17 protein-coding genes and 1 other RNA gene are annotated in these 18,294 nt (G+C 56.3%); 5 read left to right on the forward strand and 13 right to left on the reverse strand.

The genetic code is table 11. From position 1 onward, the window contains the following. Window positions 1–2 precede the first annotated feature (2 nt). The gene (locus tag L466_RS03925) at window positions 3–263 is read right to left on the reverse strand and encodes a type B 50S ribosomal protein L31 (RefSeq protein ID WP_010428154.1); all 261 of its coding nucleotides are present in this window, start codon (window positions 261–263) and stop codon (window positions 3–5) included. Window positions 264–471: 208 nt separating this feature from the next. Between L466_RS03925 and L466_RS03920 the strand changes: the two genes are divergently transcribed. Then, a complete protein-coding gene (locus L466_RS03920) occupies window positions 472–2,037 on the forward strand; it encodes an EAL domain-containing protein (protein ID WP_032677530.1) in 1,566 nt (521 codons plus the stop codon). Here the strand turns inward: L466_RS03920 and L466_RS03915 are convergent. After that, window positions 2,030–2,302, reverse strand: a complete 273-nt coding sequence (locus L466_RS03915; RefSeq protein ID WP_020885193.1) for a metal/formaldehyde-sensitive transcriptional repressor — start codon at window positions 2,300–2,302, stop codon at window positions 2,030–2,032. The two genes, L466_RS03920 and L466_RS03915, sit on opposite strands and share 8 nt — an antisense overlap. 134 nt (window positions 2,303–2,436) lie before the next feature. Between L466_RS03915 and L466_RS03910 the strand changes: the two genes are divergently transcribed. Then, window positions 2,437–3,258, forward strand: a complete 822-nt coding sequence (locus L466_RS03910) for a nickel/cobalt efflux protein RcnA (RefSeq protein WP_032681549.1) — start codon at window positions 2,437–2,439, stop codon at window positions 3,256–3,258. A gap of 33 nt (window positions 3,259–3,291) precedes the next feature. Here L466_RS03910 and L466_RS03905 read toward each other — a convergent pair whose 3' ends face one another. The 3 genes from L466_RS03905 to L466_RS03895 form a co-directional block, all read right to left on the reverse strand. Continuing rightward, entirely contained in the window at window positions 3,292–6,384 is a 3,093-nt protein-coding gene (locus tag L466_RS03905) for a beta-galactosidase (RefSeq protein WP_032681550.1), read from the reverse strand. 103 nt (window positions 6,385–6,487) lie between these two features. Further along, window positions 6,488–7,558, reverse strand: a complete 1,071-nt coding sequence (locus L466_RS03900; RefSeq protein ID WP_032681551.1) for a LacI family DNA-binding transcriptional regulator — start codon at window positions 7,556–7,558, stop codon at window positions 6,488–6,490. A gap of 78 nt (window positions 7,559–7,636) precedes the next feature. After that, a complete protein-coding gene (locus tag L466_RS03895) occupies window positions 7,637–8,248 on the reverse strand; it encodes a membrane protein YczE (protein WP_014168890.1) in 612 nt (203 codons plus the stop codon). An 87-nt stretch (window positions 8,249–8,335) separates the two neighbouring features. Between L466_RS03895 and L466_RS03890 the strand changes: the two genes are divergently transcribed. After that, window positions 8,336–9,757: a MocR-like transcription factor YczR gene (locus L466_RS03890; RefSeq protein ID WP_025204848.1), complete on the forward strand. Its 1,422-nt coding sequence runs from the start codon at window positions 8,336–8,338 to the stop codon at window positions 9,755–9,757. An 80-nt stretch (window positions 9,758–9,837) separates the two neighbouring features. Here L466_RS03890 and L466_RS03885 read toward each other — a convergent pair whose 3' ends face one another. The 3 genes from L466_RS03885 to ffs all read right to left on the reverse strand — a co-directional run bounded on the left by L466_RS03885 (window position 9,838) and on the right by ffs (window position 10,666). After that, the gene (locus tag L466_RS03885) at window positions 9,838–10,053 is read right to left on the reverse strand and encodes a hypothetical protein (RefSeq protein WP_014168888.1); all 216 of its coding nucleotides are present in this window, start codon (window positions 10,051–10,053) and stop codon (window positions 9,838–9,840) included. Next, window positions 10,050–10,301 (reverse strand): hypothetical protein, encoded by a 252-nt coding sequence (locus L466_RS03880; protein WP_020885198.1) that lies wholly within the window; start codon window positions 10,299–10,301, stop codon window positions 10,050–10,052. The genes L466_RS03885 and L466_RS03880 overlap by 4 nt, the downstream gene beginning before the upstream one ends. Window positions 10,302–10,569: 268 nt before the next feature. Next, window positions 10,570–10,666: signal recognition particle sRNA small type (gene ffs / locus L466_RS23330), an RNA gene on the reverse strand. Between the two features lie 137 nt (window positions 10,667–10,803). Between ffs and L466_RS03875 the strand changes: the two genes are divergently transcribed. Continuing rightward, window positions 10,804–11,148 (forward strand): MGMT family protein, encoded by a 345-nt coding sequence (locus tag L466_RS03875; RefSeq protein ID WP_086532948.1) that lies wholly within the window; start codon window positions 10,804–10,806, stop codon window positions 11,146–11,148. Between the two features lie 30 nt (window positions 11,149–11,178). Here L466_RS03875 and L466_RS03870 read toward each other — a convergent pair whose 3' ends face one another. Continuing rightward, window positions 11,179–11,706, reverse strand: a complete 528-nt coding sequence (locus L466_RS03870) for a YbaY family lipoprotein (RefSeq protein WP_014168885.1) — start codon at window positions 11,704–11,706, stop codon at window positions 11,179–11,181. A gap of 203 nt (window positions 11,707–11,909) precedes the next feature. Between L466_RS03870 and tesB the strand changes: the two genes are divergently transcribed. Further along, window positions 11,910–12,770: an acyl-CoA thioesterase II gene (gene tesB / locus L466_RS03865; RefSeq protein ID WP_020885200.1), complete on the forward strand. Its 861-nt coding sequence runs from the start codon at window positions 11,910–11,912 to the stop codon at window positions 12,768–12,770. A 75-nt stretch (window positions 12,771–12,845) separates the two neighbouring features. Here the strand turns inward: tesB and amtB are convergent, their stop codons facing one another. From amtB to L466_RS03845, 4 genes are all read right to left on the reverse strand, one after another. Then, entirely contained in the window at window positions 12,846–14,132 is a 1,287-nt protein-coding gene (gene amtB / locus L466_RS03860) for an ammonium transporter AmtB (RefSeq protein ID WP_020885201.1), read from the reverse strand. Between the two features lie 35 nt (window positions 14,133–14,167). Beyond that, window positions 14,168–14,506 (reverse strand): P-II family nitrogen regulator, encoded by a 339-nt coding sequence (gene glnK, locus L466_RS03855; protein WP_008503304.1) that lies wholly within the window; start codon window positions 14,504–14,506, stop codon window positions 14,168–14,170. A 222-nt stretch (window positions 14,507–14,728) separates the two neighbouring features. Continuing rightward, window positions 14,729–16,510 carry a SmdB family multidrug efflux ABC transporter permease/ATP-binding protein gene (locus L466_RS03850; RefSeq protein ID WP_020885202.1) on the reverse strand — a complete coding sequence of 594 codons (1,782 nt, stop codon included), beginning with the start codon at window positions 16,508–16,510 and terminating at the stop codon, window positions 14,729–14,731. Then, a complete protein-coding gene (locus L466_RS03845) occupies window positions 16,503–18,275 on the reverse strand; it encodes a SmdA family multidrug ABC transporter permease/ATP-binding protein (RefSeq protein WP_032681552.1) in 1,773 nt (590 codons plus the stop codon). Before L466_RS03845 ends, L466_RS03850 begins: the two co-directional genes overlap by 8 nt. Window positions 18,276–18,294 lie beyond the last annotated feature (19 nt).

The raw sequence follows: 18,294 nt of genomic DNA on the forward strand, positions 1-18,294 counted from the left end.
GGTTATCCCCGCTTCGCATTAAGAAAGCCGCCGAAACGCTTACGGAAGCGCGCCGCACTGCCATCCGTCGAGAACGTTTTCTGCTTGCCGGTGTAGAACGGGTGCGATTTTGAAGAGACCTCGATGGTGATATACGGATATGTTTCACCGTCGAGTTCAATTTCGCGGTCGGTCTTAATGGTTGAGCCGACTTTAAAGTATTCATTAGCACTGGTGTCGTGGAACACCACGGTGCGATAGGCTGGGTGGATATCTGGTTTCATCGTAAACTCTTTATGTTTTGTTATAACATAACAAAATAATATCTAACCCCTGCTGAAAAAACAACCCCTCTGCCCCGATGATATTTTCTGTTGTGCCGTAAATCATGACCTGCACGTGCTATAACTTTATCATTTAGCGGTAAAATCTTTCTCCTCTGGCAGGTTTTTCAGCGCCCAGGAGCGGGCATAAGAGGAAGGAGACAGCACCATGAAAACCCGACATCTGGTCAGTCTGGTGACCGGTGTACTTATCATTGCGGTACTGGTTCCGATTAGCCTGAGCATCTGGCTGGCACATCGCCAGGCGGAAGATAAGTTTGTCGATGCGCTGGATAGCTATGCCTCACGCGTGCTGATACGTACCGCCAGGGTAGTGGATGATGCAAAGGAAGCGCTCAATAGCCTGCAGACCTTTAAAGGGATCCCCTGTAGCGTTATGCATTTAAGGGAGATGCGGCGGGTCGCTTTTTCATGGCGTTATGTTCAGGAAGTTATTTATATCAACAATCTTGAGCCCCTTTGCTCGTCCCTGGAACAAACCAGTCAGTCGGCCCCTTTCCCGCCGCCCATGCGAATCACGGAAGATGGTTATGGCACATGGCTCACCACGCAAAACGATCTCGGTTTTAGCCGCTACATGGCGGTCCTGGGTCGGGGCCACTATCTGGTGCTGGTGGATCCTGCCTCGCTTGTCGATGTGATCCCTTTCGGTGAGATCGCCACAGATGCCGCCCTGGTGGGCAGCAAATCACATCTCATTTTTGCCAGCAGCAGCAAGCTCGATCCGCATATCCGCAATCTGGTTAAGGATCAGGGCGTCACCCGCATTCAGTACAACGGCTCGATATACATTATGAAGCCTGTTCCTGAACTGGGGTTTACGGTGGTCGCCTGGGCGGCGTTAAAACCGCTGGCTGAAACCTGGCACAAGCAACTTCTTATCTGGCTGCCGTTCGGCATACTGATAAGCCTGCTTGCCGCACTCTTTGTTTTGCGACTGCTGCGTCGCATCCAGTCGCCACGCAACCGCCTGCTTGACGCCATCAATAACCGGGAATTTGTGGTGCATTACCAGCCCATTATTGAACTCTCTAGCGGGAAGATTGTGGGCGCAGAGGCGCTAACCCGCTGGCCCCAGCCTGACGGGAGCAGCCTTTCACCGGATATTTTTGTGCCGCTTGCTGAGCAAACGGGGCTCATCTCGCAGCTGACGCATTTGGTCATTGAAAAGGTGTTTGAGGATATGGGCTACTGGCTGCACCTTCACGCCGGTCAGCATATTTCCATTAACCTCGCGCCGGCCGATTTGACCTCGGGAAAACTCCCGCCATTGTTGAGCCACTTAATGAATAAGTGGAAAGTCCATCCGCAACAGATCGCCCTTGAGTTAACCGAGCGCGGCTTTGCCGATCCTAAAATCAGCGCACCGGCCATCGCCGCCTTTCGTCATTCAGGCCACGCAATCTATATTGATGATTTCGGTACGGGCTATTCCAGCCTGAGCTACCTGCAGGATCTGGATGTCGACACGCTAAAAATCGATAAAGCGTTTGTGGATGCACTGGAATATAAAAACGTGACGCCACACATTATTGAAATGGCAAAATCGCTGAAGCTGGCGATGGTTGCGGAAGGCGTGGAGACCGAAGGGCAACTCGCCTGGCTACGTCGTCACGGCGTGCAGTATGGGCAGGGTTGGTACTACAGCAAGGCGTTGCCGAAAGCGGACTTTATTCTTTGGGCGGAAGATAACCTCAAAACACATCCTACTTAAGATAGGATTTGATCACCTGTAACACGACGCCAAGATCGGCTTCGCGCTGAGCTTCTTCAGGCTCTTTCACCACATGATCGGTGAGATGACCTTCGATCACCTGCATCATCATGCCGTTTACCGCGCCGCGGATCGCCGCCAGCTGTTGTAACACGTCGGCGCATTCGTGGTCGCTATTGAGCATTTTTTCCAGGGCAGCGCTTTGCCCCTGAATTTTCTTCAGGCGAGTCAATAACATCTTCTTGTCGCGAACCGTATGTGACATCTCTGTCTCCCTCATCGTATGGCTTTTAAAGCATATCATGCTCTACTCCCCCTGAGTATTTTTCTACTGGGGGGTAGTATTAGACTACTGGGGGGGAGTAGTATCTGAACACGCTTTCCACTCCGGAATTTTCCATGAACGATTTTGCTTCACTCCTGCAGCAGGGCAATGCCTGGCTGTTTGTACCCAGCGCTATCCTCCTCGGCGCGCTGCATGGCCTGGAGCCGGGCCACTCCAAAACGATGATGGCCGCGTTTATTGTGGCTATTCGCGGTACGCTGAAACAGGCGGTGTTGCTTGGTCTGGCGGCAACGCTTTCCCATACGGCGGTGGTCTGGATCATTGCCATGGCAGGATTATGGTTTGGCCGGGGCTGGGATGCGCATACGTCTGAGCCCTGGTTCCAGCTGGTCTCGGGGATACTGATCGTGCTGATCGCTCTGTGGATGGCCTGGCGAACCTGGAAGGAGAGTCAGCCACACGATCACCATGACCATCATCATGATCATCACGACCATGACCATGACCACCATCATGATCATCACGACCATGGGCATCCACTGGTTGAAGAAGAGTGGCAGGACGCCCACCAGCGCGCGCATGCACAGGATATTAACCGCCGCTTCAACGGCCAGAACGTTACCACCGGACAAATTGCACTGTTTGGCCTGACCGGAGGGCTTATCCCCTGCCCGGCCTCAATCACGGTCCTGCTCATCTGCCTGCAGCTGAAGCATTTTGCCCTCGGCGCAACGCTGGTATTCAGCTTCAGTATTGGTCTGGCGTTAACGCTGGTCGCTTCCGGTGCAATTGCCGCCCTGAGCCTTAAGCATGCGACAAAACGCTGGCCGGGTTTCAGCGAGTTTTCACGAAAAGCACCGTGGATCTCCGCTGCCCTGATTACTGTGGTCGGGATTTACATGAGCCTGCACGGCCTGAGCGGTATCCTGGCGTAAGCGAGGCGGCCACTGCTGTGGCCGCCTCTTTGCTCAGTCAGGGTTCTGCTGCCAGCTGAAGGTATAGCGAAGCTGGCGTTTCTGCAGAATAAATTCCGGCGAGACGCTGGGGCTCCACGAGTCATCACCGCCCACGCCCATATGGAACGCGTCCAGGTTAAGCCAACACCCCGGCTCCTCGCGCAACAGATGATGGTGAGTTGTCTCATGCAACTGCTGCTGGCTGTAGCGGCTGACGGAGAAATGGAACAGGCCATTCAGCCGATGCGCGCCCAGCAGCAGTTCACGGGTATCACAGCGCAAACCATTTTCTGTCGGGAAGATGTAAGGCGTGTGCATGGCTTCCAGCGGTAATGTCCAGCGCCCCTGCTGAGCCGCCAGCGTTCTGTCCGGGTAATTTTCATGTGGCCCAAGCCCCAGCCACTGAACCGTTTCCGGCGTTGCGGCAAGGTGAACACTCAGGCCTACGCGTGCCGGTTCCGGGATATCAGACGCAATATCGACCTGAATATCGCCATGCAAAACGCCCCGATCGTCCACCCGCCAGACTTTACGGCTCAGGAAGAGCGCTTTACCGCGATACTCCCAGACATGCAGGGTTTTCACCACCGCCTCGGCTGCATGCTGCTCTCCTTCACAGTGCAGTAATCGCGGGGTGAGCTCGTACATGCCTGCCGCTTTCCAGCGTTCAACCCACGCATTCGGATCGATTCGCGTGGCCTCGCTCACGCCAATATCATTGTCCAGCGGTGCGCGGCTCACGTTATCCGTCAGCGGTGAGAGCAGCGTTTCAACGCCATTGCGCCACCATTGCGTCAGGTGTCCTGATGCGCGGTTGAACTGCCAGCGTTGCTGCTGATGCACCAGCTCAAACACGTCGCCAGTTTGCGTTAACACCGGCGGTACACCTTCTGGCGCTGGCGGGGCGATATACAGGGGCGTCGGAACCGGCCACTGCTCCCACGCGCAGCGATGGTTTGCCGGTGACCACGGCGTCGCCCGCGGCTGGTGCACTTCAACGTTCAGCCAGACGTCACCCGCTTCAGGCGCCAGCGCTGGCAGGTTGATGTCCAGACGCTGTGTGCCCTGGGGAGCAATGGAGAGCGTCACGTCCCCCCTGGCCAGCACGCTGCCGTCACGGACAAGGGTCCAGCGCAGCACCTCGTTATCGGTATGACGGAACAGGTAATCGCTGTGGACTTCAAGCACCAGCGGAGACATACTTATCCGCGTAAAGGTGAAAAACTGCTGAGCGCGCTGGGCTTCATACAGCGCCGGATGCGGTGTGCGATCGGGAAAAACCAGCCCGTTAAGGCAGAACTGGCGGTCATTGGGCGTGTCGCCAAAGTCTCCCCCGTAGGCCCAGAACGGTGTGCCATTTTCGTCTTTTCTGGTCAGCGCCTGGTCAACCCAGTCCCAGACAAATCCCCCCTGCAGGCGAGGATGGCGGCGAAACGCCTGCCAGTATTTGGCAAAACCACCGAAGCTGTTCCCCATCGCGTGGGCGTATTCACAGAGAATAAGCGGACGCGTTTCATCCGGCATGCCGATCCATTTTTTAACAGACCATTTCGGTACCGCCGGGAAGGGCTGATCCTGATCGACCCGGGCATACATCGGGCACACGATATCGGTCGCTGCCGTATTCGCCCCACCGCCTTCGTACTGCACCGGACGCGTCGGATCGGTAGTTTTCAGCCAGCGATACAGTGCGTCATGGTTCGCGCCATGGCCGGACTCATTCCCCAGCGACCAGATGATAATCGAAGGATGATTGCGGTCGCGCTGCACCATGCGGGTGACGCGTTCGCTCATGGCAGGGAGCCAGCGCGGATCGTCAGCAAGGCGACTCATCGGCACCATGCCGTGGGTTTCAATATTGGCTTCGTCGACGACATACAAACCATAGCGGTCGCAAAGCGTGTACCACAGCGGATGGTTCGGATAGTGCGAGCAGCGCACGGCGTTGAAGTTGTGCTGCTTCATGAGTTCGATATCGCGGCGCATCGTCGCTTCATCCATCACCTGGCCGTTTTCCGGGTGATGTTCATGCCGGTTAACGCCGCGGATCAGCAGGGGTTTACCGTTGAGCTTCAGCAGGCCATTGCTGATCTCTATGCGGCGGAACCCCACATCGCAGGCCTCCGTTTCAAGCACCTCACCCTGCGCGTTCAGAAGGGTCATCGTCAGGCGATAAAGTTCCGGCGTTTCCGCACTCCACAAGGCAGGCGCCTCAACGGGGAGCGTCACCGTTAGCCGCTCGGCCCAGCCGCCGCGCTCATCGACAACGGCAGTGCCCGGCCGCCCGGTGGCACTGGCGCATTTTTCGCCGTTGCGCCACAGGGTAAACGCCACCTCACACTCTGCAAACTGTGCGCCTGCGAGCGCGAGATCCACCTTCAGCACCGCGCGATCCCGCTCCGCATTCAGGTCAGTCACAACCTGATAATCGGCAATGTGCGTCTCTGGCTTATGCAGCAGCGACACATCGCGGAAAATCCCGCTCATGCGCCACATGTCCTGATCTTCCAGATAGCTCCCGTCGCACCAGCGCAACACCATGACCGCAATGCGGTTCTGGCCAGGACGCAGTACCGCTGAGAGATCGAATTCGGCGGGCAGTCGGCTGTCCTGTGAATAACCGATCCATTGACCGTTACACCACAGATGAAACGCCGAATTCACGCCATCGAAGATAATGCGGGTTTGGCCGCTCTGCAGCCAGGCATCATCCATCTCAAATGTGAGCGAGTAACAACCTGTTGGGTTTTCTTGCGGCACAAACGGTGGGTTTACGGGGATCGGATAGGTCACGTTGGTGTAGATGGGCGTGTCGAACCCCTGCATCTGCCAGTTAGAGGGCACGGGCATCAGCACGGCATCGGCGCAATCTTCACCGACCCATACCGAAGGAACCTGCTCTGGTGCAGGAAAGAAGCTAAAACGCCACTCCCCGTTAAGAAGGCGTCGGCTGACGGTTCCCCCGTCTTCTCTGGCGGAGTGTTCATCACGCCAGCTGTGCAAGGGAGCATGTGCTGCCAGGCGGTTCCACTGGGTGACTCCGGGATTTTCCCAGTCCCGACGAGCCAGAAGTGCGCTGAGGGTCAGCGATGGAGTGTTGGACATATTAACCTCTTTGCGAAGCGCTCACAATTTTAGTTAACATGCCCTGGCTACCGGGTGCGGTAAAGCATCGGATCGCGGGGTAGCGAGTCAGATCACAAAAGTCTTACCGGCGGGCAAGTTGCTCAGCCACTAGCGCCAGGCTCCTGAGCTGCTGTGCCAGATCCTCGCGTTCGATCTGCTGCGGATCGTGGCGAGCGGTAGAATGGCGGGTCACCAGCGTCACCGGAAGCTGAACCTGCCAGCATGCGTCATCCTCAACTGGCGCCAGCAGCCACTCCACACTTCGCTCGCCGGCCTCGCGAAAAGCCTGGCGAATGGTGGTCAGTGGGGGAGAAAACCAGGCGCTGTCTGCCGTATCGTCGAACCCGACAACCGACATCTGGCCCGGGATCGCGGTCCCTTTTTCCGCACAGGCGCGCATCACCCCCAGCGCCATTTGGTCGTTCGCGACCACTATCGCATCCGGGAGTTGCGCGGCAGATAACAGCAAATGTCCTTTCTCATAGCCGCTTGCCGCACTCCAGTCGCCGTGCGCCACCGCGACAGCCTCAAGCCCGGCCTGTGCCAGCGTGGCGTTCCAGCCTGCGAGACGTGCCCGGGCGGAGACAGAGCTCTCCGGTCCGCTCAACAGCGCTATACGCTCATGCCCCAGCGAAAGCAGATGCTCAATCCCGAGACGAGCACCCTGCTCTGCATTAAACACAAGACTGTTTACCTGAGCCGAGGGCGAGACATCAAGAAACAGCACAGGAATGGGCGATGCGAGGGCTTTTAGCGCTTCAGCATGAGAATTCTCCAGCGGCACATTCACCAGCAGAGCTTCCACACGCTGCGCCAGCAGCGCCTGAAGGGCAGACTGGCACTGCTGTGGATGTTCCACCATTGAGATAAGCACGCTCGCCCCCTGTTCAACCGCCCGGGATTTTACCGCCGAAACAATTTGCGAAGGGGCGTGCAGCGCCAGATCGGTAGTAATAAGACCAAGCGTACGGGTACGTTTACCCGCCAGCTGTTGTGCCCTGAGATTGGGGACGTAGTGCAGTTCCGCCATCGCCTGCTGCACCTTTTCCCGCGTGCGGGCAGAGACATGCTCCGCGTCGTTAATCACACGGGAAACGGTCTGATAAGAAACCCCCGCAAGGAGGGCAACATCATAAAGAGTGATTGCTTTCATGCATTCTGGCATCGCGTCATTCGAAGGCCACTATTCTGACACAGCGTCGCCATGAAAACATGTGAGCGCTTCGCAGAATTAAACAACCCGCTCCGGCTGGGGGGCCTTCTCAACGCGCGGCTTATAACGGAACAGAGGCAAGCAGATCTGGATAAGCGGGCCAATGGTCAGCGCATACGCGACGGTGCCTATCCCGAACGTTCCGCCCAGCATGCACCCAATCAGCAGCACGGACACTTCAATCGAGGTACGCACGCTGCGGATGGACCATCCCATACGGGCATGGATCCCGGTCATGAGACCGTCGCGCGGGCCCGCCCCGAAACCGGCACCGATATACATACCGGTGGCTATCGCGTTCACGACAATTCCGGCCACCAGCAGCGCGATACGCAGGGGCAGCGAGGTCACCTCGGGGATCAGGGCCATGGAGGCATCTGCCGCCAGGCCAATAATAATCACGTTACTGAGGGTTCCCAGACCAGGCATCTGACGCAGCGGGATCCACAGCAGGAGTACCGCCGCACCGGTTAAAATAATCACCATCCCAATGCTCAACCCCAGCTGGATCGCCACGCCCAGGTGGAAGACGTCCCACGGATCGAGCCCCAGATCCGATCGAATAAACATCGTGGTTGAAAGCCCATACAGCCCTAAACCGACATACAGTTGTAGCAGACGACGTACCATTTTTTATCTTCTCCAGTGAACCAGGCTTTCATCTTGAGCGAAAATGGCATTATGATTAATGTCCAGTTTTCAAATAGTGGACTGCACATGTCATCTCGCCGCTTCGGAAGCCAGTCATTGGTACGCCTGTTAGGCCACTGGCAACAAACCTCGTCCCGAACCCCGCTCTGGCGTCAGCTGGCGGATGCGTTACGCCTGTTAATTCTTGATGGCCGGCTGGCGCTTAACACCCGTCTACCCGGCGAGCGGGAGCTGGCCACTGCGCTGGATGTGAGCCGTACCACCATCAGCAGCGCGCTCGCCCATCTGCGTGAGGAAGGTTATCTTGAAAGCCGCCACGGCAGCGGTTCACGCGTGATCCTGCCCGACACACGCGCCGTGCCAACCCTTTCAGCAGCCAGTGCCGCGCTGGATCTCTCCACCGCGGCGCTCAATGCCGGGCCTGAGATCCACCAGGCCTATACCCATGCGCTCACGGCCATTACGCAACATCTCTCGCTTACGGGTTACGATCAGCTTGGGTTGCCGGCGCTGCGGGAAGCCATCGCCGCACGCTATACCGCGCGGGGGCTTCCAACCCGGACAGACGAGGTAATGGTGGTCAATGGCGCGGTCAGCGGTTTTGCGCTGGTCCTGCGGATGATGACCGGCCCGGGGGATCGCGTCGTGGTCGATCATCCCACTTACCCGCTGGCGATCGCCGCCATTCAGGGAGCGCAGTGCCGTCCAGTGGGCGTGTCGCTGCCGGAAACGGGCTGGGATACCCATGGGTTTGCCGCAACGCTTGCCCAGACAGCGCCGCGCCTGGCATACCTGATGCCCGATTTTCATAACCCGACCGGGCGATGCATGGATATTCCCACCCGTCAGGCAATCACCGAGATTGCCGCGCAAACCCGCACGACGCTGGTAGTAGATGAAACGATGGTGGATCTGTGGTTTGACTCGCCCCCGCCGCCGCCGCTGGCGTCATTCAACCCGCAGGCCACCGTGATAACGTTAGGCTCTGCCGGAAAAAGTTTCTGGGGCGGCCTTCGTCTTGGCTGGATCCGTGCCTCCTCGCGCACCATCGCTACGCTTGCCCAGACGCGGGATACCCTGGATTTAGGATCGCCCATGCTCGAACAGCTGGCGACGCTGTGGCTTATCAATAACAGCGAAACGTTTTTGCCCGCTCGCCGGAAGATGCTGGCAGAACGGCGAGATCAATGCGGCGCGCTGTTGCGCGAGCACTTCCCTGAATGGACATTCCATGAAGCGGAAGGCGGGCTTTCCTACTGGATTGAACTGCCGGGGATGCTGGCAACACAGCTTGCTGCACGCGCAGAGATACTGGGAATCAACCTGGGGACCGGCACGCGGTTTGGTTTATCGGGTGCGTTTGATCGGTATTTACGTATGCCCTTTTCACTCGATCCGGCTGAGCTTGAACAGGCATTACTGAGAATTAAACCCTTGTGGCTCGCCCTGAATAAAAACGTACCATCAATAAAAAGAAGTCTGGTTTGATATAAAAAATTTGAAGTGGATCATAAAATAAAAACTGCTGACTGTCACAGATACAGTCAGCAGTTTTCACCATTCAGGATTTAGTGCTGAGGAGGAATAGGAAAACCTTTCAGTGAAATAACGAAATTTTCACCGTCTTTCTTTATTTTTGCGCCGGTATCACACCAGTCAGACGCAATACGAAAGAACTCATCACTTCCTACATTCCAGCCAAGACGTACATGCTTCACGTAGCCTGAACGCAACAGATCGCAGGCCTCGTTGTAGTCACTGGCAGTTGACAGTTGTTGTTTCATTTTCTCTTCTTAAGAATTTTACGTAGAGCCTTGATTTCTTTAGGAGTAAATGGAGAAACACTCTCTTCTTCCGTATGCTGGTTATCAATATCCTCTTCCGATACTCCCGCCTCTTCTACCGCTTCGAATGCCAGCAGCAGCAGTTTCTCTGTCGTCACGCTTAAATTCTCGTTATTAACTTCAGCATAGTGGCGAAGTCTTTCTTTTAGCGCTTGATCAATCTTAACGTTTAACACCGCAGTAGCCATGTTTGTCACTTCCCTTCGGAATAAGTACTTTATTTAATACACGAACTTACCAATGTTATCCAGATATATATTTTTAAGTTATGACAGAAAAAAGACATCCGATATTAAAATGACAGTCTATTATTACAGGTTTATGACAGTAATATTTCAATGCAATGAAATATATATTACATACAGTCAGTAAAGTCCTAATAACGTTGTGGATTAAAGGCTATTCAAAGCGAAGAGAAACAGGGAGAGTGTTGATGAGAGCAGAAATGGGTGGGGGCCCTGCCAGCTACATCCCGGCACACACGTCGTCTGCCCTGGCTGCTTCCTTCCGGACCTGACCTGGTGAACAGAGTAGCGTTGCGGGAGAACCAACAGAGCCCCCATTGAGAGCGTTGATAACCAACGCGCTGGCGCATTATCCCTGTGCTTACCGCCAATTGCAAGCGACCCGCAACTGGATGCTGGTTTCTTGCGCAAACTGGCGCAGCAATTGGGTTTATCTTCGTTTAACATGACTGTCCAGACATTCCCCACAGGTAGACGTATGGACGAACATGACTCCTTTCCACAACGCGTATGGCAAATTGTGGCCTCTGTGCCGGAAGGTTATGTCACCACCTATGGCGACGTAGCACGTCTGGCCGGTTCTCCGCGTGCGGCGCGGCAGGTCGGTGGCGTACTGAAAAGGTTGCCGGAAGGAAGTACCCTGCCCTGGCATCGGGTGGTAAATCGTCATGGGGCGATCTCGTTGACCGGGCCGGATCTGCAGCGCCAGCGTCAGGCGTTACTGTCAGAAGGGGTGCAGGTGTCGGGGTCAGGACAGATTGATTTGCAAAAGTACCGCTGGGTGTATTAAACCCTCTCCCGAAGGAGAGGGTTTAAAGCGTTACATCTGGGTCGGAGGGGTTGGCAGAGACGGTTGGTTAGTCTGTGGCGCAACCGGCACTTCGGTTTGCTGTACCGGAACCAGGTTCAGGTCAACTTTTGTCCCGCCGTGGTTAATCGCTTCCTGCACCGTATCGGTGATAAACACCAGTTTATCGTTGATCGTTACTGCTGCGCTCAGGAGGATACGGGCATTAGGCTGCACGTCTGATGGGTTATACGGCAACACGAAGCTAAACGGTGCCTGCTTACCTTCCGTACGTACAGCACGCTGGGCCAATACTTTAGACGGCGCGTCTGCCAGGGAAGCATCAGACAGGGTTACCGTTAATACCGCATCTGGCGGTAACGCGACTTTCTGTTTAATCCAGATAGTCCCGGAAACGTTAGGCTGCTGAATGGACTGCTGTGAGAGTGTATTAATCCCGTTTGGATCTGCTGCTGGCACCGGCACCTGGGCGCTCTTTCCTGCACAGGCGGACAACGCCACCGCAATTGCTACACCACTTAGCATGGGCACGAGTTTCATTGAAGTCTCCTTATCATCAATGCACCAGCGGGATCGATCCCATCCGATGTCGTTTCAATCACATAACACAGGTAAGTTTGGCACAGATCACTGATTTATGCCTAAAATCGTCCAGATATTCAGATTATTCTACCCATCGGACCACTTTCATTTCTGCGTTATACTCTGCCTATCTTTCGCTACGGCGTTTATTGAGGACAACTATGAGTCAGGCACTGAACAATCTGCTGACATTACTGAATCTGGAAAAAATTGAGGAAGGACTCTTTCGCGGACAGAGCGAAGATCTCGGCTTACGCCAGGTCTTCGGCGGGCAAGTCGTAGGACAAGCGCTCTACGCAGCAAAGGAGACCGTCCCTGCAGACCGTCTGGTGCACTCATTTCACAGCTACTTCTTACGCCCTGGTGATAGCGCAAAACCCATCGTGTATGACGTTGAGGTATTGCGGGATGGCAACAGCTTTAGCGCGCGTCGTGTCGCGGCGGTTCAGAATGGCAAGCCTATCTTTTACATGACCGCCTCGTTCCAGGCGCCGGAACCGGGTTATGAGCATCAGAAAACGATGCCACCCGCGCCGTCGCCAGACGATCTCAAATCCGAGACCGATATCGCCCGTGCGCTGGCGCATCTGCTTCCACCGCAGGTAAAGGAGAAGTTTCTCTGCGATAAACCGCTTGAGATCCGTCCTGTCGAATTCCATAACCCGATGAAAGGCCACACGGCCGAGCCGAAGCGCCAGGTCTGGATCCGCGCTAACGGTACCGTGCCCGCGGATTTCCGCGTTCATCAGTATCTGCTGGGTTATGCCTCAGATTTCAACTTCCTGCCGGTAGCGCTGCAGCCGCACGGCGTGGGCTTCCTTGAAAAAGGGATGCAGGTGGCCACCATCGATCACTCCATGTGGTTTCATCGACCGTTCGACATGAACGAGTGGCTGCTCTACAGCGTGGAGAGTACCTCAGCGTCAAGCGCGCGCGGCTTTGTGCGCGGTGAGTTTTACACTCAGGATGGCGTGCTGGTCGCGTCGACGGTGCAGGAAGGGGTAATGCGTAACCGCGGGTGAGGTTGTACTGCGGCCCTCTCCCGACGGGAGAGGGAACAAAACGAAAACGGCAACCCTGGGTTGCCGTTTTGCTTATCAGGCGTTGTACGCATTCTCGCCGTGGCTGTTGACGTCCAGACCTTCGCGTTCCTGCTCTTCCGGAACACGCAGACCGACGGTCATATCCGCCAGCTTATAGCCGATGAAGGCCACAACGGCAGACCACACGACGGTGATGGCAATACTTTCCAGCTGCACCAGCACCTGGTGAACCATGGTGACGCCTTCTGCGTAACCCACGCCACCCAGCGATTTCGCCGCGAAGATACCGGTCATGATACAACCGACAATACCGCAAACGCCGTGTACACCGAAGACATCGCACGGGTCATCGACGCGCAGAACACGTTTCAGCGCCGTCACACCCCACAGACCCGCCAGACCGGCCACCAGCCCGACAAGCAGCGCGCCGCCAACACCGACGTAGCCACAAGCTGGCGTGATACCAACTAGGCCGGCAATTGCACCTGAACAGGCACCCAGCAGCGAAGGCTTACCGCGTACCGCCCACTCACCAAACACCCATGAGAGGATCGCACCCGCCGTTGCCACAACCGTGTTCACGAAGGCCAGCGCGGCGATTTCGTTTGCTGCGCTTGCTGAACCGGCGTTGAAGCCGAACCAGCCAAAGTAAAGGATCGCTGTACCGGTAAAGACCATCGGCAGGTTGTGCGGTTTGAACGCTTCTTTACCGAAGCCAACGCGTTTGCCAATCAGGTATGCCCCTACCAGGCCCGCCACCGCGGCGTTGATGTGTACAACGGTACCGCCTGCGAAGTCCAGCGCGCCATGACTCGCCAGCAGACCGCCACCCCAGACCATGTGCGCAATCGGCACATAGGAGAGCGTCAGCCAGACCACCACGAAGATCAGTACGGCGGAGAAGCGAATACGCTCAGCCAGCGCACCGACGATCAGCCCAACGGTGATACAGGCGAACGAGCCCTGGAAGGCAACGTGAATATATTGATAGAAACTGCCCATCAGCGCGGTCAGTTCAATGTTTTTCAGCATGACCCAGTCAAAGTTTCCGAAGAACGCATTGCCCGTGCCGAAGGCCAGAGAGTAACCGTAGACCACCCACAACACGCAAACCAGCGCGAACGTGACGGCAACCTGCGTCAGCATGGAGAGAACGTTTTTGCCACGGATCAGGCCGCCGTAGAACAGCGCAATGCCCGGAATGGACATGAACAGCACCAGCGCGGTGCTGATCATCATAAAGGCGTTATCGGCTTTGTCTGCCACCGCAGGGGCAGCCAGTGCCAGGCCCGGCAGCAGTGCCAGCGAACCCAGACCCGTTTTGATTGTTGCTATCTTCATTTTCTCGATCCCTATCACTGTGTGCCAGGAGTTACTTACAGTGCCGCTTCGTCAGATTCGCCGGTACGGATGCGAATGACGCGCTGCAATTCGGCAACGAAAATTTTGCCGTCGCCAATTTTGCCGGTGTAGGCCGCTTTGCTAATGACATCAATAACTTCATCAAGCTGGTCATCAGCAATCGCGACATCAATTTTTACTTTTGGCAGGAAGTTAACGCTGTATTCTGCCCCGCGGTAAAGCTCGGCATGACCCTTCTGACGACCAAAGCCTTTCACTTCGGTGACAGTCAGTCCCTGAATACCCATGGAAGACAATGCTTCACGCACGTCTTCGAGTTTGAATGGTTTGATTACAACCGTAACCAGCTTCATAGATCCCCTCCAGTCAGAATTCGGTAATGGCCGCCGCTAATACGCAGAAGACATTGCAAGGGGTGTGCCAGAAATGAAAACCTGAGGGAAACGCGCTGCAATGAGCATTACACGAGCATGTTTAACGAACCGGTGAAAAAAAACGCACCATGACAGTGCACGGTGCGTTTCAGTTTTGCACCAACAGTAATGACTGTTAGCGCACTGCCTTGTTTTGGTGCATCAGGCGCTGAGGGATTCGTCCTCACGCACGCTGGCGGCCAGCTCTTCACCGGCCAGCTGCAGCTGATACATCTGCCAGTAGCGCCCTTTTGCTTCGAGCAGCTCCCGGTGCGTACCGCGTTCGACGGCCTGACCGCGATGCAGCACCAGGATGGTGTCTGCGTCGACAATCGTTGAAAGACGGTGTGCGATAACCACCAGCGTCGTGTGGTCACGCACCGCGGCCAGCGCCAGCTGGATAGCCTGCTCAGTACCAGAGTCGATGCTGGCGGTCGCTTCGTCGAGTATCAGCACCTGCGGCGTTTCAATCAGCACCCGCGCCAGGGCCAGAAGCTGCTTTTGTCCCACCGAGAGGTTATTCCCCTGCTCACCAAGCCGGGTATTGATCCCATCGCTAAAGCCGCGCGCCAGCTCTGCCAGCTGCACGGTTTCCAGCACATCCCACACCTGTTGCTGGGTATAGTCCCGACCGAGAGTGACGTTGGCGTAAAAGGTATCGGCCATGACTACCGGGTCTTGCTGCACCATTGCAACGCCTTTGCGCAACACATTGTGGCTCAGTGATGCGAGCGGACGACCATCAATGCGGATTTCACCCTGACTGACCGGGTAATAGCCCATCAACAGGCTGGCGAGTGTACTTTTGCCGCTGCCGGTATGCCCCACCAGCGCCACAAAGCCGCGCGACGGCACATCAAGAGAGATGTCCTGCAACACCAGACGGTCTTCACGATAAGCAAACGAGACCTTATCAAACGTAATCTCTCCGCTTTGCAAAGGACGCTCATCATCACCGTAGGTCTGACGTGGCCGGTCCATCAGTTCGAACACGCGCTCCCCCGCCACCACGGCCTGTTGCAACATAGACTGCTGGGTGGTGAGTTCTATCAACGGCTCATTAAGGCGTCCCAGATAGCTGATAAAAGCGTACAGAACCCCAACTTCAATTGTTCCGTTCGCGCTCATCCCGAAAAGCATCAGCAGGCCACAGAGAACCAGCGCCGAGAAGAGGCTCAGCAGTGGACGTAGCAGGAAACCGTCCAGTCGCAGCGTTTGCATACGCGCCATATAGTGCGACCGGCTGGCTTCCCCCATGCGTTCACCAAAGCGAGCCTGCTGGCGGAACTGCTGAATGACGCTCATGCCGTTGATCACTTCGTTGAAGCCATCGTTGATATCGGCCAGATAGGCGCGCACCCGACGCACAATCGGCGTGCTGTAGCGTTGATAGATGACCATTACAATCAATACGGCCGGGAAGATGGTGATCGCCACCAAAGCCATACGCCAGTTGAGGCTGAACATCGCCACCAGCATGGCGCCAATCAGCGCCGCGCTGCGCAGCACGGTTGCCACGACGGTGACATACAGATCGCGGATCACCTCGGTATCGTTGGTCACCCGGGATATCACCTGCCCAACCGGCTGGGTATCAAACTCGCTCAACGGCTGGCGCAGCGCCGCATCCATCACATCCGTACGTAGCTTCTGCACCACGCCCACGGCCGCCCGGTTAAAGAGCAGAGACTGGGCGTAATGCAGTGACGCCGCAGTCAGCTGTAGCCCAACGTAGGCCACACCTAACCCCGCGACGAGCCCCAGCGGCAAATAGCTTTTCGCCACCATATTGTCGATAAAGTAGCTGATGAGCAGCGGACCGCTCACTTCTGCAATCGCGGCAATCCACAGCAACAGCACGGCAAGTGAAAGCGGTTTTCGCCACGGAGAACCATAGGCCAGCAGGCGTTTTAGCGTCGGCCACTGCGTCACGGTCTTACGCATTAGCGTTCTCCTCATCCTGTTCCGGGGCGTCGTCCAGCGCCGCTTCAAGCTGCTGATAACGATACATATCGCGATACCAGCCCGGTTGCTCCGCAAGCTGTTCATGCTGTCCGCGCTGGGCAATGTGCCCGTGCTGTAATACCAGAATTTCATTGGCTTCCGTCAGCGCCGACAACCGGTGTGCACTGATGATCACCGTCCTTCCATCCCCCCACTGTCGCAGGTTATGCAGGATCTGGTGCTCGGTGCGGCCATCGACGGCGGAGAGCGCATCATCAAGGATCAGGATTTCGGCATTCAGCAGCAGCGCGCGGGCAATCGAGAGACGCTGTTTTTGCCCGCCGGAAAGCATAACGCCACGCTCACCCACTTCCGTTTCATAGCCCTGTGGCAGACGCAGAATATCGTCATGGACGCTGGCCAGGCGCGCGACGTGCTCAATCTCTTCCTGAGTCGCCGCCGGGCGTCCGAGGGCAATATTATTCGCCACGGTGTCAGAAAAGAGAAACGGCGTCTGGCTGACCACCGCCAGACGACCGCGCCAGTCATCGAGCAGCAGGTTCGTCAACGGAATATCATGGAAGCGAATATCGCCCTGCGTGACGTCAAAGTGACGTTGAATCAGGGAGAGTACGGTACTTTTCCCGGCGCCTGTCGGACCGCAGATACCGAGCATCTGACCCGGTTTGAGCGTAAAGCTGACGTTCTCCAGTACCGTATGTTCCGTTTGCGGATACACAAACTTACGGACGTCGACATTCATCACGCCGCGCCCTTCCGGTACCGATTCGCTACCGTCATTCACCACTGGCGCTTCGGCAAGCATCGCGCGAATACGGCTGTAGGCGGCGCTGCCGCGCTCTACGATGTTAAACATCCAGGCCAGTGCCAGCATCGGCCATATCATCAGCCCCAGGTACATGGCAAAGCTGGTCAATTGCCCGAGGGTTAGCGAGCCCTGCACCACCATCCAGCTCCCGCCACCAATGGCCAGCAGGTTTGCCATGCCAATCGCGACATAGATTGTCGGGTCAAACCGCGCATCGATACGCGCAACGCGCATGTTCTTCGCCCCCGTGTCGGCGGCATCGGCTGCAAACAGCGCGGATTGTCGATCTTCCAGGCCAAACGCTTTGATCATGCGGATGCTGGTCATGCTCTCCTGCGTACGGTCATTCAGCGAGGAAAACGCCGCCTGCGCCAGCTTGAAGCGCTCATGAAGCTGTTCGCCATAGCGGTTGATCGCCAGCGCCATCAGCGGCATAGGCAGCAACGCCAGCAGCGTGAGCTGCCAGCTTATCTGGGTGGACATCACAATCAGAACCGCACAGCCCATCACCAGAGAGTCCACCAGCGTTAACACCCCTTCCCCGGCGGCAAACACGACGCGGTCAACGTCATTGGTGGCGCGAGCGATAAGATCCCCGGTGCGATGACGCAGGTAGAACTCGGGATGCTGGCGGCTCAGCTGACGATAAAAATCTTCACGCAGTTCGACGGCCAGCTGATAGGACGCGCCAAACAGCAGTACCCGCCAGACGTAGCGCAGCAGATAGACAATGATGGCCGTCAGCACCAGCGTGCCGACCCACATTAACACCCGTGCGGTGGTGTAATGCTGTTCTGTAACGCCATCCACTACGTATCCCACCACTTTCGGTGGAATTAACTGCAGGATGGCAATGATAATAAGCAGGGCCACAGCGCCGAGGTAGCGTTGCCACTCCCGACGAAAGTACCAGCTTAATTGGGCAAATAATCGCACGCGGTTTGTTCCTGAAGGT

Origin of the sequence: Enterobacter sp. BIDMC 30, from assembly GCF_000534355.1 — a bacterium.
Taxonomy (GTDB): domain Bacteria; phylum Pseudomonadota; class Gammaproteobacteria; order Enterobacterales; family Enterobacteriaceae; genus Enterobacter; species Enterobacter ludwigii.